Origin of the sequence: Campylobacter hyointestinalis subsp. lawsonii (assembly GCF_013372165.1) — a bacterium.
GTDB classification, from domain to species: domain Bacteria; phylum Campylobacterota; class Campylobacteria; order Campylobacterales; family Campylobacteraceae; genus Campylobacter; species Campylobacter lawsonii.
This window is the reverse complement of record NZ_CP053828.1, coordinates 64167-88994: the sequence shown is the minus strand read 5'-3', so window position 1 is coordinate 88994 and position 24828 is coordinate 64167. Positions and strand designations below refer to the sequence as shown.

The window sequence follows — 24828 nt, the reverse complement described above, 5'->3', positions numbered from 1 at the left end:
ATCATAATCTTAAGGATGAATTTATAAATATTATTTAATAAAAACTTAAATTATATAATTAAATTATTTATATAATTTTTACTCATATCCTCATAGCGATACGGCTATAAAATTCAAATTATATTTTTGTTTAACATTGTTTTTGTTATACTTAAATTTAGACAAAAAATGAGGTATAGTTTTGATAATACTTGGTAGAAAATACAAATTTAGCGATGATGAACTTAGAAAACTAGGTAAGAAATTTAAAACTATCAACATAGTAAGATATCGCAACAGATCAGAAGATGAGGTTTTAAAAGAGCTTCAAAGCATAGTAGTAGAAGAGTATTTTGACACTTTGGTTTTAAATACGACCGCAACTGTTGGCAGCAATATCATAAAATATCTGACAACTTTACAATTTCAAAAAAGAAAAAAGCCTTTAAAGATCATAACTATCGAAGATTTTATGGAGAAATATCTATATAAATGCTATATTCCAGAAGATAATACCGATCTTAGATTTCTTAGCCATATTAAACCCTTTAACAAATTTGAATATTATGTGAAACGCATAATAGATTATGCTGGAATTTTTATACTTTTTACATTTTCTTGGCCGATAATGATATATGCTAGATATAAGATAAAAGATGAATCGCCCGGAACTAGCATATTTAAACAGCTTAGAGTTGGTTTAAATAATAAAGAATTCTTTTGTATTAAATTTAGATCAATGAGACTAGATGCTGAAGCTAATGGAGCTAAATTTGCAAGCAAAAATGATGATAGAATATTTAAATGGGGAAATACTATGAGACAAACTCGCATCGATGAATTACCCCAAATATTAAATGTATTTAAAGGAGATATGCACCTAATTGGTCCAAGACCTGAGAGAAAAGTATGGACAGATAAATTTGAACAAGTCATTCCATACTATAATGAACGCCACCTTGTGCGTCCGGGCATCACAGGCTGGGCGCAAGTCATGTACCCATACGGCGAAAATGCCTACGACGCAAAACAAAAGCTAATGTATGATCTCTACTACATCAAACACTGGTCACTTTGGCTAGAGCTTAAAGTCATATATAAAACGATAGCTGTGGTGTTAGAAAGGAGAGGAATGTAATTGCAAAATTTCAATATATTTTTGTGCTAATTTATCATATGTAAAATGTTTTAAAATATACTCTTTTCCATTTTTTCCCATATTTTGTAGCTCTTGTTTTGGCGTATTTGAGAGTTGTAAAATCGCCTTTGCTATCTCGTTTTCATCTTGTGCTTTTACGCACTTGCCACATTGTGAAATTTTTACTATTGAATTTTTGGTGTTTATAGACTCTAAAACAGGCTTTGCGACATACATGTAGTCATAAAGCTTATTTGGAGAGACACCAAATTTAAATAATTCTTTGTCTAGCAATCCTATGTAACAAACATCAAATAGTGCTAGCATTTGGCTGATTTGCTCTTTTTTGATAGGGTCTATGAAAATCACGTTTTCTAAATCTTTTGCCTCATCTTTTAAAGTGTTTTTTTCTGAACCATCGCCAACGATAACAAAGGTTAAATTTTTATGCTCTTTTAAAATTTTTGCAGCTTTTATAAGATAAATCATTGCATTTGATATGCCTAATTTCCCTGTATATCCTATTATAAATTTATCTTTTGGGATAAGATTTTTTATATTTAATGGCAACTCCTTTGCTTGTGCTATATGTTCTAAACTTATGCCGTTTGAGATCCAGTAAAAAGGCTTAAAAATATTAAGTTCTTTTACGTGTTCATCGTAACAGCAAAGGTTTGAGACTAAAAGGTCTGATTTTTTAATAGCAAATTTTTCAACTAAGGACATAAGCATGATAAATGGATGAAATTTTGAAATTTTGCCTATTTCAATCAAGCTTAAAGGCCAGATATCTCGCACTTCAAATACTAGTTTTGCCTTAAATTTTTTGGCTAAAAAATAGCATGGAATGATAGAAAAAACTTCAGTCGGAGAGCATATTATAACATCTGGTTTGTGCTTTAATATTTTAGTGATAAAAAATAGCTTAAACATAAACTCAAACCATGTAAAAACACGTTTTTTATCAAATGAATTTTTATATTTTGAACTTTTTAACCAGATAAAATCGACTCCATCTACAATCTCTTGCGTGAAAGTTTTAGATTTATCAATTGCTGGAAATTTTGTAAATAAGTGCGAAAAAGAGGCACTTGCTATCGTTGTTTTATAACCCATTTTATTAAATTCTTTAGCTAAATAGTAATGCCTATACATTCCACCACCGTAGCTAGGGGCACTAGCGTAAGAATTTACTATCAAAATATTTTTACTCATAGTTTTTTAACTCTTGTATTATTTTTTGGCTTGCTTTGCCATCGCCATATAAATTTATGCAAAAATCTTTATTAAAATCAAAATTTTGATAAATATCTAAAATTTTATCGCTATTTGCACCGGCAAGTGCGTTAAATTTATGCTTTACAAGCTCACTCCATTCTGTCTCATCTCGCAAAGTTATGCAATGCTTTTCAAAAAAATATGCCTCTTTTTGCAATCCGCCACTATCTGTAATAACTAATGAGGCGTTATTTATAAGCCAAACCATCTCTAAGTAGCCTAGCGGTTGAATTATTGTTAAATTTGATAGGTCTAAATTTAGAGTTTGGACTATTTTTTGTGTGCGTGGATGAATAGGCAAGATGATTTGCCTATTTTTTGCTATTTGGTTTAAGGCTTTAAAAATGCCTTCTAGCCGTTTTGTATCATCTGTGTTTTCAGCTCTGTGAATTGTGCAAAGTATAAAGTCGTTTTGGATATTAAAATTTGGTTTTGTGGCTAAATTTTTGTAAAACATAGCACCATCTAACATTACATCGCCAGTTTGAACTATCTTACAACCAAAACTGTCATATCCTTCATTTTTTAGATTTTGCACAGCTACTTCAGTCGGACAAAACAGTATATCGCTTACTCGATCAGTAAGGATACGGTTAATCTCTTCTGGCATTTTCATATTAAAACTTCTAAGTCCAGCTTCAATATGTGATAGCTTTATATGAAGTTTGCTAGCTACAATAGCACCTGCTAAAGTAGAGTTCGTATCACCATATACCATTATCCAGTCAGGTTTTTGTTTAAGCGCTATCTCTTCAATCTTTTCTATCATTTGCCCAGTCATCGCACCGTGGCTTTTACCGCCGATACCTAAGAAATAATCAGGCTTTGGAATTTTCATCTCATTAAAAAATATATCACTCATATTTGCGTCATAATGCTGACCGGTATGGATAATTATCTCATTTAAATCGCTAAAATTTGCTATTTCTCTACTAACTGAACCGGCTTTTATAAACTGCGGTCTTGCACCTAGAATTGTTAGAATTTTCATTGTAAAAACCCTTTGTATAATGCAAATAATTTTTTCTCTTCAATATCCCAGTTATATTTTTGTGCTACGGCTTTTTTACCATTTTCACCCATTTGTTTAGCAATTTGTGGATTTTGAAGTATGAAATTTATAGCTTTTGCTATATCTTTTGGATCAAGTGGATTTACGCAAATTCCACAGTTATTATTTTCTACTATCTCTCTCCATAGCTTAAAATTTGAAGCTATTACAGGAATTCCCGCACACATGTATTCAAACATCTTAATAGGTAGTGAGTCTAAATAATTAACTATAGGATGTAATGTAACAAGACCCATTTTTGATGAGCACATGGTGGATGATACCTCTTGTCTTCCTAAAAATCCAAGCAAATTCACTCTATTCCCTCCCCCAATTTTATCAATCAGGCTTTTTAAATCTTTTTCTAACTCTTGCGTATCGCATGACCCTGCTATATTTAATTTAGCGTTTTTTACATACTCCATCGCCTTAACTATCTCAATAGCACCTCTTATGCGAGATATGCCACCTATATAACAAATTTCGTCTTTTTTCTCATCCCAAGATGTAGAATTTGATAGTTCGGACAAAATAGGATAATTGTTTATATCGATAGTATTTTTATTTATTTTAAGAAATTTATCCCTTATAAATGGTGTAGCTGCGATAATGGCATCAAATTTAGAACAGGTGTAGCGTTCGTATAGATTATACATAAATGATATAATCCATCTTAAATATCGTGGTATCCATTCTTTTGATAATATATCCTTAGAAATGTCTTCATGGGAGTCAAATATCACCTTAAAGCCAAATTTTTTTAGTTTTATTCCAATAGGTATTAGCTCTGGGTCATGCAAATGATAGATGTCGCTATTTAATTCTTTTGCTTTTTTAAATATTTTTTTTACTGTCTTTGTCATACGAGATAAGCGACTGCCAGTTTTTGCACCAATATCTATAATATTTACATTATTTTTGGTCTCATTGTCTTTGCCATCGGTTACTATTAAATTTACAATATAATTTGGATTTTTTGCCAAAGATGAGCACATTTTAATAAATATGCGAGTATCGTATCTGCTGTGCGCTGATGTAAGATGCGTTATTTTAAGATATTTTAACATTATATATTTTCTCCCATACGCTTACATTATAAAGTCGCCATTTTAAATTCTGATTTAAATTATCAAAATTTGATAATAGTTTATCTGTATTACATAAATTTAGTAAAATTTCGGACTTACTTATGCTCTCTTTCATTTTGTTTTCTATACTTTTTAGCCAAATATTATCAGGCGCATTAAATCCAAATTTATTTTTCCTCCACACAACTTCTTTAGGCAATATTTTACTTATAATTTGGCGCAAAATAAATTTACTCCAACCATTTTTTATCTTAAATTTTGAATTAACGCTAAGTGCAACATTAAGCGTTTTATAATCTAAAAACGGCAATCTTGTCTCCACAGAATGTCTCATGGAATTTTTATCTTCATATCTAAGCAGGGCAGGGAGATTAAAATATTCTATCTCCTGTTTTTGTAGGCTAAAAATATTTAAATAGCTTTTTGAGATTGCATGTAAAAAGACAAATTTATTATGATATTTTTTTAAAAAAAATGTCCGCCTTTTGTATTCAAATTTTCTTAAAGTATGTATAAGTGCCCCAAATATATATATTAGTAAATTTTTTATACTTAGTTTTGTATTATTTTTATTAGAGTCCATAACAGCTTTTAAGGCTGATATTACCCCATCTTTTTTAAAAATATCAATATATATCGCAGGATAATATTTCTCATATCCAAGAAGTGTCTCATCGCCACCTTGTCCATCGAGCATAACTTTACAACCTATTTTTTTTGCCTGTTGCATTACAAAATACTGCATAAAAATAGATGGACCACCAAATGGTTCTTCTTGTGTATAAATAACTTCTTTAATATAATTTTCAAAGTCATTTATTTGTGGTTCAACAATATTTAAATTTAAATTTGCACTATTTGCAACAATTTTGGCAAATTCACTCTCATCTGTGGATTTTTCGATACTTTTAGCATGAATAGCATTAAATTTTATTCTGCCATTTTTGTTATACTTTTTTGCTGCCAAACTTGCTATACTAGAACTATCTAACCCGCCACTCAAACAAGTGCCAACCAAAACATCACTTCTTAGCCTAATGTCAATGCTTCTATTTAATTCTTTTTCATATAAATTTATAGAATTTTCTAAGCTCTGATTTGCAATCACATCATCAATCTCAATTTCATAATATCTTTTTATCTCAAATTTATGAGAATTTAAATCATATATTAAATTATGAGAACCTTGAAGTTTATAAATTTCATCAAAAAAAGTTTTATTTGTATGCTCCAAAAAACCAGCAACAATATAATCAATCAAAATTTCTTTATTAGCCATAGCTTCTGTATATGGTAAAAGCTGTTTAATTTCTGAGCCAAATACAAACCTATCATTAACTTGTATATAATAAAACGGCTTAACCCCAAATCTATCTCTACTACAAAATATTATATTTTTTTCTTTATCATAAATAGCAAACGCCCACATTCCATTAAATTTTTCTACACATTTTTCACCCCATTTATCATAACTAGCAAGTATAACTTCTGTGTCTGTATGAGATTTAAAAACATATCCATCTTGTAATAACTCATCTTTTATCTCTAAATAGTTATAAATTTCCCCATTATAGGTTATGGTGTATTTTTCAAAATAGCTCATAGGCTGATGCCCCTCAGCACTAAGATCTAAAATAGATAATCTTCTATGTCCAAATGCAAAATTTTTGCCAAGATAAAACCCTTCATCATCAGGACCCCTATGGGCTATAATATCATTTATTTTTTTAATCTCATCGATATTTATCTGATTATTATTTTTATTGATTATTCCACTTATTCCGCACATTTATGATCCAATTTTTTATATTCGTTTATCATTTTTATCTCTTGATTTTCCCAGCAATATTCTTTAGCAAATTTAAGGGCGTTGCACCTTAAATTTGCCATATCCATACCAAGAAGCTCATCTATGGCCAAATTTATAGCATCTATAGTATCATTATTTACTACTACTCCTAGCTTGTATTTTTTGACCACATAACCCATATCTTTTAAATTTGATACAATGACAGGTAGTCCAACCATAGTATACTCAAATAATTTATTTGGCATACAATAATAGTAATTAAGACAACTATTATATATATACGGCACGGCGGCGACGTTTGCAGCGGCAGTATAGTCTAACAAAACGTCCGGAGAAACAGCTGGGTGATAAAAAATATTACTCGTACTCTTGACTGCTTTTTTTATATCTTCTTCTAGTTCTCCATACCCCATAAACACCATTACAACTTTATCATCTTTACGTCTTTTAAATGCTTCTAGCCACATCTCAAGACCACGTCCTTTCATAAATCCACCTTGATAAAGCATAATGATAGAATCTTTTTTAATAGGCAATGTGTCTCTGAATTTATCTGTTTTGATAGGTTCTTTGAAGCTTGGTGCATTAAATAAAACAGTTGGTTTGATACCATATAGCTTATTGTATTCATTGGATATAGACTCACTTACCGTAAAACAAATATCCGTATATTTGATCAATGCTTTTTCTAAAAAATAATTGATTTTTATTGACAATTTACTCTGGAATGGAAGTTGATTTATCTCAAATTCATGGGCATCATATACAACTTTAGCCTTTTTATTAAAAAATAATTTAATAAGAACACCTATTGGCAAAGCATTCAAATCATTACAGTGAAAAATATTATTTTTACGATATAGTTTAATAACCTTGTACGTAAATTCTATATACTTAAATACCTGAATAAATTTATTTTTTGACCATTTTTTACTTTTTAATTTAACACGATGCACATCAATACCATTTATGTTATCAAATTCAAAAAGCAATTCTTCGTGCAATGCCACAACTCTAACATTATATCCATTTTTTTTTAGCGATATGCTTTCTTTTAATACTCGACTATCATTTTTAAAATTATTTAAAACTATCAATATCACATTTTTCATATTTATACAAAATTTCCTTTTTTGCTTCTATAATTTTTAGTTTTGCTATTTAAAAAAACACTTTTCAAAAACAGATATATTTAGCATCCGAAGTTGTTTCGATAAAGTTAACTTTATTTTGCTATTGTATATTTTATCAATATATTTGCTTGCCATAATAATACTCTTCATCCAATCTTTAAGTTCAACCTCAAACCAATGCTTTTCAGGTATCGGCCACCCCATTTTATCTACTCTCCAAACAACATCATCTGGCAATCTCTTGTCAAAAGCAAGCCTAGCTATATATTTAGTCCAGCCCATATGCATTTTATAACACGACGGTATCGATGCTAAAAATTCTACAAGTCTATAATCCATAAATGGCATGCGAGATTCTATACTGTGTGCCATAGAAGTATGATCTGCATAATGCAGCAAAGTTACTAAACTACTTTCAAAATCCTTATATATACTTGAGTTTAGATTAAAACAGATATTTTTATGCATATATTTATTTATTAAAAATTTTATTATTTTTTGTCCAAATAAATTTTTGAATAAACCTATCAAAAATCCTCTAATAATACTTTTTTTATTTTTTATTCTCTTACAACAAAACAAACTTTCCTTAAGTAACTCAAGCATACCCAAAGAAGACAAATATGTCATCACATATGGAGTATAACCAGCTAATTGCTCATCTGCTCCTTGACCATCAAGTGTTACTTTTACTTCGGTTGAAGCAATCAGTTTAAAAGTGTGCCAACTAGACATTAGTGTATTTTCTGGTGGATTTTCCAGATGGTATATCATTTTTTGATGTTCATTTGGTATATCAGATACTTTTGGCTCAATTGTATTTGAATTCACACCAAGATGATCTGCAACAGATTTTATAAACTTACTTTCGTCGCAATCTTGTGTTCCTTCGCTATGATAAACGCTTGAAAACGTCTCTTGCAATTCTTGCTTGTTTTCTTCTTTCAGAATTTGATTTATAAGATATACTATTGAGCTACTATCTAGCCCTCCAGAAAGTGCTGATCCTACTTTTACGTCAGCATTTAGCCGAATCCTTACAGCATCTTTTAAAAGATTATAGTATTCCTCAGCATATTTTGATGCTTTTGATTTGTCGAATTTTTCATAAGCGAAATTTGGTTTTAGTTTCCAAAACCTATTTTGTTTAAAATTAGATAACAATTCATCTATCGAGCCTTTGAAATACGATGCAACATCAAATCTAAAAACGTTTGTAAAAGCAGTTGTTTTAATAAATTCTTTGCAACCATCATTGAGATAATCTTGTAAAAATTTATTATTTGGTTTTATATTAATGTCTGGATATTGTAGTATAGACTTGATTTCTGAAGCAAAAATGAATTTTTCATCATCTATATAATAATAAAGCGGCTTGACACCAAATCTATCTCGTGAAATAAAATATTCATCTTTTACTTTATCATATATCACGAATGCCCACATACCATTAAATCTATTTAAACAATCAACACCCCAATAATCATAACTAGCCATAACCACTTCTGTATCGGTATGATTTTTAAAACTATATCCAGCTTTTATCAATATATCCTTCAGATCTATGAAGTTGTAAATTTCTCCATTATACGTGATGACATACCTATCCAAATACTCCATTGGTTGATGGCCAGCTTGGCTTAAATCAACTATAGCAAGTCTTCTATGGCCGAAAGCAAAATTATCTCCAAAATAAAACCCCTCTCCATCTGGTCCTCTATGAACAATCACATCAGTCATAGGTTTTATAATATTTTTATCAATCTGTTTTTTACTTATTATTCCTGTTATTCCACACATATTTAATTCTTAAACCAATAAAATAATTTAATGTATATACTTTCAATTGCTTTATAAATGCTATATTCGTAGTTGTTAATAGAATAATTTGCATATTTTTTATATAAATCAGAGAAAAAATCATCATTTGTATTTATATACATTTGCAACATTTGATTTGTTTGAAATTCCATATAATTATTGTTAATACGATTTATACGATACCTATCATAAAGCAACCAATCCCCAGTGTCATAAAAATTTATGCTATGTTTTAAAGAAACAATAAGTTGATTATATATTTTTTTACGTACTTCGTCGTTTGGAAATAATATCGAATAATCATAAAGTCCTACTATACTACTAACAAACCCATTTAATACAAGTGATGGCTTCTTACTTGGATATTCTTCAATCCAGACATAACCCTCAGGCGTATATCTTAATAAACCTTTTTCATTTTCATTTATTTCTTTAAGCATAAAATTAATAGCTTTTGAAATAATCGGTAAATATTCTTTATTATTTGTTATAAGATAAGCCCTTACCAGCACTGAAGTTATTTGACCTTGTGCCAATCCAGAATACCAACCTGCATCTAAGTCATAATACTTCCATTCAAACATATATGGCCATCCTATATTAGAATTATCAATATTATCATAATTATTAACCAAATAATCAACTTGATTAAAAAAATTATCTTTATATATTGTATCATTTGTATCAATATATTTGTTAAAATTTGTTAATGCGTATTGAGCTATTGTTAGTGGGTTGTATTGAATTCCAATAGGCTCTTTATAATTAACATAAACTATATTATTATCATCAATGCCAAGCATATCGCTTTTTTTATAATCATATACATTTTTAGATATAGGTATATAGTAATATAAATATTTGTTATTATTTATATCAATAAAATATCTATCCTTAAGTTCTAAAATTTCATTTTTTTGACAAAAATTTAGCTTCTGCGTATCCACTCTTTCTCTAGCAAAACAGGTTTTATAACTATCGGCATATCTATATTTAATCAATATGATAAGCCTCCCCCCACAATCAACATCATACATATAAAAATAATGATTTTACGCATTTATGACCTCTTTGCAAATATGTTATATTTTAAGTTTGTTTTACTATACAATAAAAAAACTAAAATTAATGATAAACATATAAAATAAAAAAGTTTAGCAATTATACTATAAATATCTATTTTGTTTAATATATTTTCTATAAAATAGGAGCTAGTTAAAACAATCGCGAAAGAAATTAACAATCTCTTTGTTGAATATGGAATAGGATAAAATCTATATGAAATAAAACAATACATAAAAAAGCCAACAATCGATCCTATTAAAGTAGCATAAGCAGAACCCACCAACCCAAAAATAGGAATTAAAGTATAATTTAGAAATATATTTAACAAAGCTATAGTTATTGTTATATAAATCACATATTTTGTTTTTTTGGCAATAGTAATGCCTGGGGCAAATATATACATATTTGAAAAAAAACTAATCATTACCAACAATCCAATTAATTGACTTGCATTATAAAAATTAGGTGTTGTAAATAAAATTAAAATTTCTTTTGAAAAAATTATACTTCCACAAATAGTAAGAAGTGCGAATATGGAAAAAATATCAAATATAGTTGATATTTCTCTAGGGGTATTGTTATTATTATAATTTTTAAAAATCAGAGGAGTAATGGAATTCTGAAATCCAATCATAACAAGTCCGGCTACAGATGAAAAACGATAGGCCACGCCATAAATTCCAAGATCATTAAATCCTAGCAAGTCTTTAATAGCAATCCTATCTATATACATTGCGATAAATATAGCTACACCAGAAAGAACTAATGGAGTTGAAAAAGATATCATTTCTTTCAATTTTTTATAATCAAATAAAAATTTATAACTATTTATAGCATAATAAATTGCCAACAAAGAGGCTATTACATTGCCTAGTATTTGAGCAATAAATATACTCTCTATTTTTAATTGAGAGTTAGTTAATAATAAGACTGCTACAACCACAACAATTACTATATTTAGGAGGCTTGCATATATACTATCTTTTGGTTGGATCTGCCACTTAAGCTGATTTTGAGTAAAATAAAATATACCATTAGTTGCTATTGAAAAAGTTGCCAAAATAAAAATATCTTTATATTTAGAATCATCTAACAATAAGGTAGTAAAAATATCACTAAAAATTAATGACACTATACAATAAGCGCCATATACTACAAATGTAAACCAAAATGCCGTAGAAGTATATAAAGCCTTTTGCAAATCTCCTTTTGCATCTTGGTAATACCGAGCTATCGCCTGTGAAATCTCTAATGCTATGGTAATATTTATAATACTTGCTACAATAGTAAATAAATCAATTATCCCATAATCTGATGGAGATAAATATCTAGTATATATTGGCACTAGTAATATTCCTATTCCTCTAGTAACAATTGTGCCAACTATATATATTAAGCTATTTTTAAAAAACTCTTTTATCAATCAATAATACCATTTTCTTTTAGTATTTTATTTGTATATTCACCAGCTGCTTCATATGTATAATGACTATATGCAAATTCATAACCGTTATTTGCATAGTATTTAATTTTATCTGGGTTATCTAATAGATATTTTAGTTTGTCATATATCTCCCAATACTTAGTAATAAGCCAAGCATATTTTATATCAGATTTTATATCAAAAATAAGTCCAGTTTCAATATTTGGATCTGCAGACATTAAAACAGCACATTGTTTAGCCATACACTCAATGCCAAATAAACCAGGCACAAAACTATAAAATTGATTTAAAACTATGTGTGAATTTTTTAAATGTTCTTCTACTACATAATTAGGCACATTTTGTAATTCGACATATTCTATATCATATCCTTCTAGTTGTATTTTTTTAATAGCAGCTCTTACAAGCTGTGTTCCTTTTAAAATAGGATTGCTTGGAGCATGTAAAATTTTTACTTTGGATATATTGTTGAATTTATCATTATTTTTAATAAATTTTTCCTTAGGATACATATATCTCCACGGATATTGTTTGCTTTTTATATATGAAATTTGATCTATATTAAAATTAAAAATCAAATCAGAGTATTTATCAGCACTTTGAGCCAATAATTTTTTCTCTTTTTCATACTCGTAACTTATATAAATTGATTCATAATAATTAGCATATGTGTCTATGGCATTATCTTTTGCGTATTGCATTGTTAATTTAATAGATCTAATATCATCGCCGTTAAACATGCAGACTATCTTTTTATGTTTAGCTTTTAAAAATTTAAATTCCAAATTTCTATCAAGTAAAAAACCGGTATGCCATATATACCAAAAATGAGTATTTTTAGCAGATAAATACCCCAGCAAAATTGGGCTATAAAAAATTCGCCACAGCCTATTACTAATAAAATAATCATATTTAAGATTGTAAAATTTATTTTTAGATAAGCAAACCGTTGTCGAGTTTGCTAATATGCTGCCTAAAAAATAGATACTAGAGGCAATCTCATCTACGCCAATTACCCAATTAATTTTATCTTTATTTGTAATACCAAAAAACCTAAATAAATAAAAAGAAATTTTCAATAATAAAAGTTGGCAATAATATACTACTCTCTTAATAATATTTTTTAATTTATATTTCATATGTTTCTCTTGCATTAAAAATATAATCAATCACGCTTAGTCCTTTTATAAAATCTTCTGCATTGTTCTGTTTATATATAGGATGGACAAAATCTTGATAAACAAATTTTAATCGATTTTCATAAAATAAATCTATATTTTGGTACTCACTAGCTCCGCTACCAGCCATATAAGTATCGCATCCAGCCGCTTTTGTTAAATCAATAAGCAACTTATTAGATGATGTTGAAAATCCATATTTTGATGATAGTGCTATCTTATTTGCATCTATGCCTAAAAATTGACAAATTTGAATAATTGAATTTAGATTATATTCGCTCAAATTTTGATTTTTAAAATTTACAAGATCAAAAATAAAATCTTTATTTTTTTTAAAAAATGGTGCTTTAGAGTAATTTGCTATCAAAGTTTTTATTATCTTATCTCGCCAATTAGTATCTTGAAAAGTGGTTTCATTTATATTCCATAAACCATTTGGTCTATTTATGGGTGCAGTTATCCATTTACTTTGACCTTGAATATTAATGGTTACTCTATTTCCATATGTGCCGCCACCAGTTTTTGCAAATTGGACACTATCTAAAATAACAAATTTATCGCACCTTTTTATTTTATCAAAAAAACCAAGCCATGGAAAAAAATTTGGTTGATGTATCGCGCATATCATTTATTTAATCCATTCTCTACGTAAAATACTCATCACCAATACATCTACGTATTTACCACATATATACGCATCATCTCTTAATATACCTTCTTGTGTAAAACCAAGACTTTTATATAGTGATATTGCTCTATGATTTGTATCAAATACATGCAAATAAATTTTATTTAAATTTAAATCGTTAAAACCATAATTTATTAATAAAAACAATGCTTCTTTACCATACCCTTTTGATACATTATCTAGTCCAAATCTAATTTGCAACTCTGCTTTTTTGTAAATATGATTAATAGAGTGCAGTTGGCAACTACCGATAAGTTCATTGTTGCATATTTTTCTTATACCAAATAAAACGCAAGATTTATCTTGTCTTATGTTATTAAACCATTCTAAATGATTACTAAAATGAATGGGTGTAAATGACGAACTCAAATTTACTAGTTCTTTATCATTTATCCAGCAATACAATTTGTTTATCTCATGCATATTTTTTATTGCACCTAAATATACACGCATATTATTAAATACCTTATCTGACATTTACTCTTCCAAATTTTTCTAACGTTTCATCATATGCTTTTAAAACAAATTCTGCTCTGCCATTTATACTACGCTTGATCCGGTCTCTTGGACTAAGAACTTCTTTTTGCCACCATCCTGGATGAGTTAAAACTTGTATTTTGTCATTCTTTTCATCTAAAAAATTTTCAAGTCTTTTAAATCTCCAATACCCATTGCTATCACTACAATACTTTACGTTATCTTTAAAATATTTTGCATAGGTATTTATCATACCGCCTATTTCAAAATTATCATATTTTAAAATATCATCCGTAGGATTGTGATATGAAAAAACCTTAATGTCTGTTTGAAATAAATTTTCTAAAATATTCTTTTCAAACAATAAATATTTTTCCATATCATCTTTATTTGAAATTTTATATGCATTTGGATCAAAGTGCAGACCCAATCTATGCCCTAAAGATAATATCTTAAAAATAAGCTCTTTTATATTTTGTTCAAAAATATTATAAAACATTGAACCAAGTTGTATAAAATAAGTAGATCTAACCCCCCCCCATTTTTCTAAAACAGCTAAAGCATATGCTCTATGGATAGAAAAATCAACATCATGTCTCCATAATACAAATTTATCCCTGTTACATATCTCATCATAAAATATGGTATCTGATAAAATTTTTTTAAGAATATTTTGATAATTTTGCTCAGTAAAATCAGATTCGTAATAATTCATTAACGCAATCTCCTTCTAATACTTTTTATTATTTGACCTGGTTTTAAAATCGAACCATCATACTCTATTTCATTTATTTTTAGTTTTCCGTTACCTGTTATAACAAGTATATTTTTATCTTCATCTATATTTGCAACTTGCCCAACTTCTGATAAATAAATTTCATCATCCACAAATAACTCTGCATCCCAAATAATAAGTTTTTTATCATCATAAAAACAATATGCGCCACTATATGGCTTATTTGATGCATTTATAAGACGTAAAATTTCGATATTTGAATTATTCCAGTTTATTTTGCCGTCTTCTGGATTTCTAGGATAGCATCTTAATGTATTTTTTGGATCTTTAGACTGAATTTCCAAAATATAATTAGGATCTTTTTGTAATTTTTTAACGGCGCTTAAAAACATATTTGGTATCATTTTAGCCATCCAATCCCAGCATTGTCCAACTTTTGTATTAATATCTATATCTAAATATTCTTTCTCTATTATATTTCCACTATCTACTTCACCTCCTATCATAGAATGGATACAAAGCCCTACTCTTTTTTCTCCATTTAGTATTGCCCACGCTTGACAAGCATTTCCCCTGTATTTTGGTAGGTCTCCGCCGTGAGCATTTAAAATACCAAGAGGAAATAAATCAATTACATCTTGAGATAAGATACTTGAATAATTTAAACTGATAGCTATATCGCAATTTGCATTTTTTATCTCTTGTTTGTAATCATCTAGTTTGCTTGTATAAATATATGTGGCATTTATTTTATTTGCTATATATTCAAAGTTTTTTGATGTTTTAGTGTATTCTGGTGCCTCTTTCGAAGTGATTATTAGCGGTATTTTATAATTATGCTGTAAAAATATTTCAATTGTTTTATATAAAATTTCAGTCCTTCCTATTACTGCTATATTCATATATTTGCCTCTATTAAATCTATTAATAAATTATTAACACCGTATCCGCTATATCTATGATTTAGCAATTGACTTTTACTTTTATGAAATTCTCTACTTTGTTCATATCTAGCCAAATTCTCTGTATTTAAATACACATGGATAGGATGAAAATCAAATACTTTTAAACCATCATAATTTATAAATTTATCAACATTCCATTCCCAGTTATAAAGACAATGAACATCATCCTCCCAAAAATATGGTATTTTGATCAGTTTATCTGTAAAATGCCTATATGGACGACATTTTATACCAGAAGAAAAAGGAATAAAAGTATTACAGTCATATATCAATCCATTTTTATCAAAGCTATCAAGTATTAGTGAATTTTGAGTTATGGAATGACTTCTTACGCTAACCACATTATACCCCCCCCATCCCACTTTTTCAAAAATATTTTTATAAAATTTTATAATTTCATCTATATTTTTTCCTTGTCTAAAATCACCGTTTAATAAAAAATTAAAATTTGGATGGATGCCTAGCTCTATATTTGGATTATCTTTCATTCTTTCTAAAAGTGTGGTTTGATGCGTTACAAAAAACGTAGCTTTTAAATCATATTTTTCTATAATATCAAGCGTATAGGACAAAACATCATCGCTACACCAATCCATATCAAATGTTACAAATATTTTATCTTTCCAAGATAATGTATCTTTTACTTGTATATTTTTTATGTTTTCAAATAACAACTTATGCCTCATATTGTTTTATTAAAAAGAGCCATATTCTACTTATATTTTTCTAATATATTGCTGAAATAATAAGCTCTAGTTTATATATCTTACAATACGCTATTTAATGTTTTATTTAAATCGTAGTGCTTAATCTGTTTCCGTAGATTATCTAGATGTTGTTCTATATTTCTTTTTGTGACATAAACACCAAAATCCTTTGGCACTTCTACTGATTTATTATCGAGAATCCTAGCCATTATTACTTCTGTTAATTCTGTTTTAAGGTGAGAGCTATCCCAATAGTTATTTTTATTTTCACTAATTATATTGTGTCCGGTAAAATCTACAAAATTAGTTATTTTGGCTAATTCTTTTTTGAACAATTCAAACTCATCATATAAATTAGCAGAAAATAAAGCATCAAAATGATCACTAAACATAGGAGGTATATATACAAAAACTTTTATATTGTTATTTTGGCAGAATTGTATTATATTTTTAAAATACTCTAAATAATCATAAGAAAATTTATAATTTTTATATATTCCATTTTTAGAAAAATATCCTTTCATTTGCATTTTTGCTTCTTGATCGAAATTATACACACCATTATTGTATTGTTGTATATAATTCTTATAATCTAGCATTCCGTTTTTAAGATAAACTTGTTCTAATGGTTTATTAAATATATTGCCTAATATTGTCAAAATGCTATAAGTAAATGTTTTTATGTTTAAATACAGATTAAATTTACTTATCTTTTCATATTTTCTTATTTTATCTTCTAGCTCATAGAATTCGGGGAATTCTTTTTTGTCCCTATTCTGATTAAAGGCCATAAAATCTATACCATAAACAAGATATTTTATATTTTTATTAAAATGGTGAGCATATAAAAACAGCTTATTTTGCATATCCAAATTTGAGCCAGGAAATGAAATATTATATGTTTTGGCTTGCAAATATTTATCCACAATAGACGGGTCCATAACCCCAGTCCTAGAAGTTCCTAGCATAATTGCATTAAAGTTATTTTCTACTAAAGATATTAATTTAAATCTAGTTATAACTTTTTCATTTGAAAACTTATTTGTATTAAATTTTTTAATAGAAATGAGCTGATTGAGACCATACGGATCGACAACAAAATTTACTACTCCTATAAATCCAATAAACATTGTCGCAAAAACAGCAAATAAAATTACCCATTTTTTATAATTTAAAACTTTTTTCATCTTTTGCCTTAGAAGTTAAAGTATAAAAACTCAGATATTTTGCTAAACGAAAGCAGCGAATAAGCAAATAAAATAGAAGAAAAAAGTAAATACATAATACTTGACCTAAATTTAATCTCATTTGAGTTGCGAAAAGATATAATAATCAAACCCGATAATAAAGCAACAACAGTAATAACATTGCCTCGAATATTTGTCAGCCAAGCACCAAATTCCACCCCAAATACACTCAAAAATTCAAGCTTACCTACCAAAACACTCGGCAAAATAATGCCATTCATTCCGAGCATTCCTTTGAGAACTTTTATCGCATCTTCCCACTCTTTAGCTCTGAAAAATATCCAAGTAAAATTTATAAAATTAAAAGTTATAAACCAAGCTAAGATTTTATGCATCTTAAAGCCAAGATTTTGCCACACTCTATGCATCACTAGTGCAATACCATGTAAAAATCCCCAAAAAATAAAAGTCCAACCAGCTCCGTGCCAAAGTCCGCCAATAAGAAATGTAAGAAGTAAATTTCTATATGTACTAGCTACCCCCCCCCTATTTCCACCAAGAGGGATATAAATATAATCTCTTAAAAAGCGCGATAGCGTCATATGCCATCTTCTCCAAAAGTCTTGTATATTTAAAGCTTTGTATGGCGAATTAAAATTAATAGGAAGCTTAATATTAAACATCAAAGATATACCAATAGCCATATCAGTATAGCCTGAAAAATCAAAATAAAGTTGAAAAGTATAGCTAAGACTAGCAGCCCAAGCTTCGGCAAAATTTAGTATATTAGCACTATCAAATCCAGCATTTGCCCAAACTCCAAAAGTATCTGCAATAACTACTTTTTTAAATAATCCAATAGAAAATATAAATACCCCAAGAGCTATATTTTTATAATTTTTTACCCAGTTTAGCTTAGATGAAAATTGTGGCATCATTTCTTTATGATGCAATATAGGACCGGCTAAAAGATGTGGAAAATATGTTACAAACAGCATATAATTAACCAAGCCATACTCTTTTGCTTCGTTTTTATACGCATCGACTAAAAAAGCTATCTGAGTAAAGGTGAAAAAGCTAATACCAAGTGGCAAGATAATATGTGGAAGTGGTATATTTAATCCAAAAAATCCGTTAAAATTTTCTAAGAAAAAATCTGTATATTTAAAGTAAGCCAAAAGAGCAACATTAAAAACCACTCCAAAAACTAGCAAAATATTAGGATTTAATCTAATTTTATGATGATTTACTAAACTTAATCCAACACTATAATTTACAAATATAGAAAGCAGTATTAATGGTAGATATTTTACATTCCAATAGCTATAAAAAAATAAACTGGCGAGAACTAAAAATATTTTTGCACCCAAAACCAATCTCTTATTTAACAAATAAAAGTATATAAAAAATGTAATAGGTAAAAATAGAAATATAAATTCATAGCTATTAAAAAGCACGTTAATCCTTTAGAAATTTATTTGATCAAACCACAATCTCTTCAATTGTTCTTAAAATTGTCATTTTTTTATATGTTGTTAAATTTATGCTTTGTTTAAATAACCTATCAAGTATCATAGCTTCTGGCTCATTATAACCTGCCAAAGCCCGCAAAGAAGTGGTGCCAGAAAGCCTAGGATTTATCTCAAAAGGATACAAAATTCCATCTATTACTCTGCATTGCAAATTTAGTGGCCCTACGGAATTTAATTTAGTGGATATATTTTCTGCTTGAGCTAAAATATTTTTATCGCTTACTATCATACCTTGAGAAATCCCAGTAGATATGATATATTTTTTATTGTTTTTATTGATTTTAATTCTAGTAGTTAGAGAATTATTTAGCATTCTTTTTATACATATACTTCCTATTATTTTTCCGCTATCATTAGACGATACGCCTACTGTATATTCATCATCGCTATATAGATATTCTTGAGCAATAATATCTATATTGTATTTAAGCATATATGTAGCAGCCAATTCCAAATCCTCTTTATCAAAGCATATATTCACATAAGCAGAGCCACCAGAACCGGTGCTTGGCTTAAGCACTAAAGGAAAAAAATCTATATCACGTATATCATCAATAGAATTTATTTTTTTGTATTTTCCTACTTTAACGCCTAATTGCTCAAGCTTTTTAAAAGTTTCATATTTATTCATACAAAGCTTTATAACCTCATCTGAATTTAAAGGATGCATAACAGATAATTCCTTTAAAAAATCTCTATTTTCAGACATAAATTTCAATTCAGTCTCAGAGCCGTGAAACATAAATTTTATATCATGCTTTTTTATTATCTTAGCAATCTCTGTTTTGTACTCTGGCATATAAGTATATGGCATCTTATAAAATATATCCACTAATCTTTTTCCGGTAGTATCTTGCATTATATCTGTACCGATTATTCTTAAATCAATCTGTTTAGCAAGTTTTAAAGCTTTTATAATCTGTTCGCCATGACTTCCGCCTCCTATTCCAGATACTAAAACATTAATTTTTTCCATTTTTTACCCTTTTTAAAATTTCTATTACAGCATTCGAATAATGCTTATTATTTAGCCTATTAATTAAACCGTCGATATTTTGTTTTATTTTTTTAATAACTACTTGATCTAAATCAAAATCAACTATTGCATAAGATGATTTTTGCGTATAATCTCTTGGTTGGCCTACTGAACCAGGATTAACAATACATGTGCCGAATTTATAAAAAATAATAGGTATATGAGTATGCCCAAAAAAATAATAATCATATTTATCCAACAATGAAAAATTAAACTGCTCCATATTGTATAAATATGTTTCGCAATCCATTGGCAAAGAATGCGTCATATAAATTTTTCTATTATTTATATTTAATACTATTTTTTCATCTAGCTTGCTTATATAATGTAAATTTTCTGAACTAATTATATGTTTTTGCTCTTCTAACCTATACAAAGCATCTTTTGTTTTATCGTATGAAATCTCTCCGAGAATATATTTTTCGTGGTTACCTTTAATGCAAGTTATATCATTTTGTTTTATGATATCTATAACTTCGTTTGGTTTATCATAATAACCAATAATATCCCCTAAACAATAAATCTTATCAACTTTATTATTTAAATTATTTAACACTGTTATTAAATAATCTAAATTTGAATGTATGTCAGATATTAATGCTATTTTCATTTTTATACCACTCTATATATTTTTTTAGACCGGCTTCAATGGTATATTTTGGCTTATATCCAAAATCATTAAATGCTTTGCAATAGCTATATACTGGATTATAATTTTCTTGCGGATCATCGCCGATAAAAACAATTTTTGATTTTGAATTTGTAATCTTAATAACTATCTTTGCTAATTCTAGCATTGAAATACTCTTATTAGATACTATTTCATATACGCCATTAATATTACGTTCTAGTCCAAGCTCAATAGCATTTAAAATATCTCCAACATATGTAAAATTTTGTCTGCGCTTACCATTTCCAAAAAGTGTTAGATCTTCATTTCGTAAAGCCTTATCGATAAATATATTTATAACGCTTCTAGCCTTGTTATATTCCCCAAAAGGAGCTGATATCCTAAAAGATGTAGCATTTATTTTATTTTTAGTCATCATTGCACAAAAATGTTCGCCGACAATCTTAGACATAGTATAATAATCCCCTATATCTAGTAGCTTTGGTTCATTCATTGAACCAAAGCTACTTAAATAAATAAATTTATTTAAGTGGCTTTTATACGCGTACTCGTATAAATTTTTCATCATTTCCGTATTTGATAAAAATAAATCATACGAAGCTTCATTAAAGCTTTTTGGAATAATAGAGGCGCTATGAATAATGCAATCTATTTTGGTATCTAATAGCAAATCGCAAATATTTTTATAAAGCAAATCAAATTTTATATAATTATCATCTAAACGAGATGTAGTTCCATAAAAAACATTATATTTTGGATTTATATTGTTTTTAATGTATGTTCCTAAAAAGCCATTTGAACCAGTTAAAAGAATATTCATAATATATCCTTTTTGGTTCTATATAGAATAAAAAAATTGTTATATAAAATAGAATAAATTGCTAAATTTAAGATCGAAATTTTTAAGTATAAAAAATAAAGTATAATATAATAGCTAGCTATTTGTCTCCAAATACCCCCCCCCATCCATAAATTATTAGCTCTTGCATAATCTTTAAATTGGTATTTTTGCTTTCCATCATTTATCTCTCCCAACTCCAAAAATTTATCATTTGTGGCTACTAATATCTCCCCATCAATATTTACTATTGAACCATTTACATAGTCACTACTATCTATATTTACAATATTGCTATTTATAATTTTAATACATATCTTATCTATATAAGAAAAAGCACATGGATATGGAATAGTTTGAGCCCTAATAAAATTATAAATCTCTATGGCATTTTTATTCCAATCGATTTTACCATCTTCTGGTTTTCTTTGTGGATAAATTTCTATTTTAGCCATATCTTGAGGTGTAAATTGTATATTGTTTATATTTTTTAATGCTAATTCTAAAATTTCTTTTGAACATAAAGTTGCTTTTTCATATACATCTTTGATGTTATCTGTATATAATATATCAAAAGATTTTTGATATATTATATCTCCATTATCAACTCCGTTCTCCATACGAAAAAGTGTAACACCAGTACTTTTTTCTCCTTTTATAATAGCCCAGTTTAAAGGAGCTCCACCTGCAAACTTTGGAAGTAAAGAAGCGTGAATTCCCCAAGCGCCATATTTGGCGGTATCTCTTATATGTTTTGGTATCATATAATACCAACCAAGAACTAAAATCAAATCAAGATTAAAATCTTTTAAAATAAATTCATAATCTTTTATTTTTTTTCCATCTACTGAATTCACTTCATAATATGGTATATTATATCTATCTGCGATTATTTTTAAATTTGCATAATTCGTATTTTTCACTCTTGTTTTGCTATAAGAAATATAAAACTCTTTAGGTATAGAAAATATAGCTTTTGGAATTAAATTTCTTTCAATGAAAAATTCCAAAAGCTCTTTACTATAATTTGTAGCACCGAAAAAAGCAAAAGATAGACTATTATCCATAAATATTGTTCCATTCTTCGAAATTCAGCAAACTCCATATAAATAGCCTTCGATTTTTCTCACCATTCAAATGCTCTTTTATGAGTTTTTGGGTTGAAGTTTTATCCATATACTTATATATGTTTGCTTTATCGTCTAATAGTTTGTTTTTGACAAATTCCATACTATCGCCTTTAAACCAACTGCTATCAGGAGAGCTAAAACCCTGTTTAACAGCCTTATTGATATCTTGTGGTATATGCCTATCCATAGCTTTTCTTAGTATCATCTTACCATCATTTGTTTTTTGCAATTTACCTATATCGTTTTCATTTATATTAATTAAATTATTAATATTTTTCAACTTAAATTGTACCGGTATCTTTTGAGCAAAATCCACCAAATCATTATCCAAAAATGGAACTCTTGTCTCAAGACTATGAGCCATAGATAGCTTATCTTCTACTATTAATAATCCATGCAAAAATGTTTTTGCTTCAAAATACAACGAATGATTTATATAGTCTTCTACATTTTGAGCTTTTAGAGGGGTTTTAAATATACTAGAAAAAATATCCCTTGTCCATACATTTGTATCTTCTAAAATTGAAGAAAATACATCTTTTATATCTTTATTTGGAATAAGGCGCTTCCAAAAGCTATAGTATTTATCGATATAGTCATCAAAATTCTCATTGTTGATAGCCCTATAATATCTCCATGGATATCCAGCAAACAATTCATCTCCACCAGCCCCACTAAGAACAACTTTAACAAATTTACTAGCAAGTTTTGCAGCATAGTAATTTGGATAGCTTTGCCCAACCCTAGGCTCTTCTATATGGTAAGCAAAATCATTCAAACACCTTTCCATATCGCCCGATTTCAAAACCATTTCATAATGTTCGGTTTTAAATTTATAAGACATGTATTCTGACTTGGCTCTTTCATCAAAACTTAGTTCTATACCACTAGCACTAGAAAGATCAAAACCAACCGTAAAAGTCTTAAGACAATGTATATACTTAGAGGCTATAGCAGTTATTGAGCCGCTATCCATTCCTCCGCTCAAGTAACTTCCTATTTCTACATCTGATACTAACTGTCTTTTTACAGCTTGAATAAATAATCTATCTAATTCTTCTATATATTCTCTTTCATCTTTTAATTTTTCTGAAGCAGAAAAGTCAAAATCCCAATAATTAATCTTTTTCAAATCCCTTGATAGTAAATTTATTTCAAAATAGCATCCTGCCTCTAAAATATTGATATTTTTATGCAGTGTTTTATTTGTAAATATATTTTGAAAAGTAAAATATTCCAACAAAGCTTCTTTGTCTAGCTCGCTTTTATAGTCCTTATATTCTAAAATAGACTTTATTTCACTTGCATAGACTAACGTATTATCTTTTGTTATGTGGTAATAAATAGGTTTTATGCCATATCTATCGCGACACAAGTAAAATTTTTTATTAAAATTATCATATAAAGAAAAAGCAAACATTCCGTTAAACTTTTTTATACAATCAATTCCCCATTCTATATAAGCATATATTATAACTTCTGTATCTGTTTTACTTTTAAATCTATGACCAAGTTGCTCAAGCTCTGCTCTAAGCTCTTTAAAATTATATATTTCTCCATTGTAGGCTATCCAAATGTTTTTCGATAAATCGCTCATCGGCTGATGCCCATCACAGCTCACATCTAGTATAGAAAGTCTTCTATGACCCATATATAAATCATAGTCATGCAAATGTAATTCTCTTTGAGCTGAGATTGACTCTATAGTAGGAAGCATATCATCTACATTTTTAAATTTTTCATCTGTTAAATTTAAAAAAAAAGATACCTTATTTTCGTGTTTAGTACCAGTATGAAAGCATAGATAACCAGCATCATCAGGGCCTCTATGAGCTATCTTATCGGCCATAGGCTTGATACAATTGACATCGATAGTTTTTTTATTTAGAGATATAGCTCCTACTATACCACACATA

General features: G+C 28.3%; 22 protein-coding genes. 1 reads left to right on the top strand and 21 read right to left on the bottom strand.

The window, feature by feature from the left end; translation table 11 throughout:
• Positions 1–181 precede the first annotated feature (181 nt).
• Positions 182–1117, top strand: coding sequence for a sugar transferase (locus CHLWT_RS00455; protein ID WP_112000608.1), 936 nt, complete (start codon positions 182–184; stop codon positions 1115–1117).
• Here the strand turns inward: CHLWT_RS00455 and CHLWT_RS00450 are convergent.
• The 21 genes from CHLWT_RS00450 to asnB (CHLWT_RS00350) all read right to left on the bottom strand — a co-directional run bounded on the left by CHLWT_RS00450 (position 1097) and on the right by asnB (CHLWT_RS00350) (position 24827).
• Positions 1097–2332, bottom strand: a complete 1236-nt coding sequence (locus CHLWT_RS00450) for a glycosyltransferase family 4 protein (RefSeq protein ID WP_112000609.1) — start codon at positions 2330–2332, stop codon at positions 1097–1099. The two genes, CHLWT_RS00455 and CHLWT_RS00450, sit on opposite strands and share 21 nt — an antisense overlap.
• Complete coding sequence (gene wecB, locus CHLWT_RS00445) at positions 2325–3386, bottom strand: non-hydrolyzing UDP-N-acetylglucosamine 2-epimerase (RefSeq protein ID WP_151062152.1); 1062 nt, start codon at positions 3384–3386, stop codon at positions 2325–2327. The genes CHLWT_RS00450 and wecB overlap by 8 nt, the downstream gene beginning before the upstream one ends.
• Positions 3383–4513, bottom strand: coding sequence for a glycosyltransferase family 4 protein (locus tag CHLWT_RS00440; protein WP_112000830.1), 1131 nt, complete (start codon positions 4511–4513; stop codon positions 3383–3385). The genes wecB and CHLWT_RS00440 overlap by 4 nt, the downstream gene beginning before the upstream one ends.
• Positions 4497–6323, bottom strand: a complete 1827-nt coding sequence (gene asnB / locus CHLWT_RS00435) for an asparagine synthase (glutamine-hydrolyzing) (protein WP_151062153.1) — start codon at positions 6321–6323, stop codon at positions 4497–4499. The genes CHLWT_RS00440 and asnB (CHLWT_RS00435) overlap by 17 nt, the downstream gene beginning before the upstream one ends.
• Complete coding sequence (locus tag CHLWT_RS00430; RefSeq protein ID WP_112000284.1) at positions 6311–7456, bottom strand: glycosyltransferase; 1146 nt, start codon at positions 7454–7456, stop codon at positions 6311–6313. The genes asnB (CHLWT_RS00435) and CHLWT_RS00430 overlap by 13 nt, the downstream gene beginning before the upstream one ends.
• A 45-nt stretch (positions 7457–7501) precedes the next feature.
• Positions 7502–9277 (bottom strand): asparagine synthase (glutamine-hydrolyzing), encoded by a 1776-nt coding sequence (asnB, locus tag CHLWT_RS00425; RefSeq protein WP_112000283.1) that lies wholly within the window; start codon positions 9275–9277, stop codon positions 7502–7504.
• Positions 9278–9279: 2 nt separating this feature from the next.
• Entirely contained in the window at positions 9280–10299 is a 1020-nt protein-coding gene (locus tag CHLWT_RS00420) for a D-glucuronyl C5-epimerase family protein (protein WP_170253183.1), read from the bottom strand.
• 59 nt (positions 10300–10358) lie between these two features.
• Positions 10359–11786: a lipopolysaccharide biosynthesis protein gene (locus CHLWT_RS00415; RefSeq protein WP_112000281.1), complete on the bottom strand. Its 1428-nt coding sequence runs from the start codon at positions 11784–11786 to the stop codon at positions 10359–10361.
• Positions 11783–12946, bottom strand: a complete 1164-nt coding sequence (locus CHLWT_RS00410; RefSeq protein WP_143211749.1) for a glycosyltransferase — start codon at positions 12944–12946, stop codon at positions 11783–11785. Before CHLWT_RS00410 ends, CHLWT_RS00415 begins: the two co-directional genes overlap by 4 nt.
• Complete coding sequence (locus tag CHLWT_RS00405; RefSeq protein WP_111985602.1) at positions 12936–13613, bottom strand: WbqC family protein; 678 nt, start codon at positions 13611–13613, stop codon at positions 12936–12938. Before CHLWT_RS00405 ends, CHLWT_RS00410 begins: the two co-directional genes overlap by 11 nt.
• A complete protein-coding gene (locus CHLWT_RS00400; RefSeq protein ID WP_176320846.1) occupies positions 13614–14096 on the bottom strand; it encodes a GNAT family N-acetyltransferase in 483 nt (160 codons plus the stop codon).
• 43 nt (positions 14097–14139) lie between these two features.
• A complete protein-coding gene (locus tag CHLWT_RS00395) occupies positions 14140–14865 on the bottom strand; it encodes a polysaccharide deacetylase family protein (RefSeq protein WP_111949107.1) in 726 nt (241 codons plus the stop codon).
• Entirely contained in the window at positions 14865–15788 is a 924-nt protein-coding gene (locus CHLWT_RS00390) for a methionyl-tRNA formyltransferase (protein ID WP_111949105.1), read from the bottom strand. The genes CHLWT_RS00395 and CHLWT_RS00390 overlap by 1 nt, the downstream gene beginning before the upstream one ends.
• Positions 15785–16525, bottom strand: coding sequence for a polysaccharide deacetylase WbmS family protein (locus CHLWT_RS00385; RefSeq protein WP_112000279.1), 741 nt, complete (start codon positions 16523–16525; stop codon positions 15785–15787). Before CHLWT_RS00385 ends, CHLWT_RS00390 begins: the two co-directional genes overlap by 4 nt.
• 92 nt (positions 16526–16617) lie before the next feature.
• A complete protein-coding gene (locus CHLWT_RS00380) occupies positions 16618–17745 on the bottom strand; it encodes a hypothetical protein (RefSeq protein WP_112000278.1) in 1128 nt (375 codons plus the stop codon).
• A gap of 8 nt (positions 17746–17753) precedes the next feature.
• Positions 17754–19202: an MBOAT family O-acyltransferase gene (locus tag CHLWT_RS00375; RefSeq protein ID WP_112000277.1), complete on the bottom strand. Its 1449-nt coding sequence runs from the start codon at positions 19200–19202 to the stop codon at positions 17754–17756.
• Between the two features lie 25 nt (positions 19203–19227).
• Positions 19228–20253, bottom strand: a complete 1026-nt coding sequence (locus CHLWT_RS00370; RefSeq protein WP_111949097.1) for an ATP-grasp domain-containing protein — start codon at positions 20251–20253, stop codon at positions 19228–19230.
• On the bottom strand, positions 20240–20923 hold the full coding sequence (locus tag CHLWT_RS00365; RefSeq protein WP_112000276.1) for a metallophosphoesterase family protein: 684 nt from the start codon (positions 20921–20923) through the stop codon (positions 20240–20242). Before CHLWT_RS00365 ends, CHLWT_RS00370 begins: the two co-directional genes overlap by 14 nt.
• Complete coding sequence (locus CHLWT_RS00360; RefSeq protein ID WP_111969004.1) at positions 20901–21764, bottom strand: NAD-dependent epimerase/dehydratase family protein; 864 nt, start codon at positions 21762–21764, stop codon at positions 20901–20903. The genes CHLWT_RS00365 and CHLWT_RS00360 overlap by 23 nt, the downstream gene beginning before the upstream one ends.
• Positions 21761–22849, bottom strand: coding sequence for a methionyl-tRNA formyltransferase (locus CHLWT_RS00355; protein ID WP_176320845.1), 1089 nt, complete (start codon positions 22847–22849; stop codon positions 21761–21763). The genes CHLWT_RS00360 and CHLWT_RS00355 overlap by 4 nt, the downstream gene beginning before the upstream one ends.
• Complete coding sequence (gene asnB, locus CHLWT_RS00350; RefSeq protein ID WP_112000274.1) at positions 22842–24827, bottom strand: asparagine synthase (glutamine-hydrolyzing); 1986 nt, start codon at positions 24825–24827, stop codon at positions 22842–22844. The genes CHLWT_RS00355 and asnB (CHLWT_RS00350) overlap by 8 nt, the downstream gene beginning before the upstream one ends.
• Between the last annotated feature and the right edge of the window lies 1 nt (position 24828).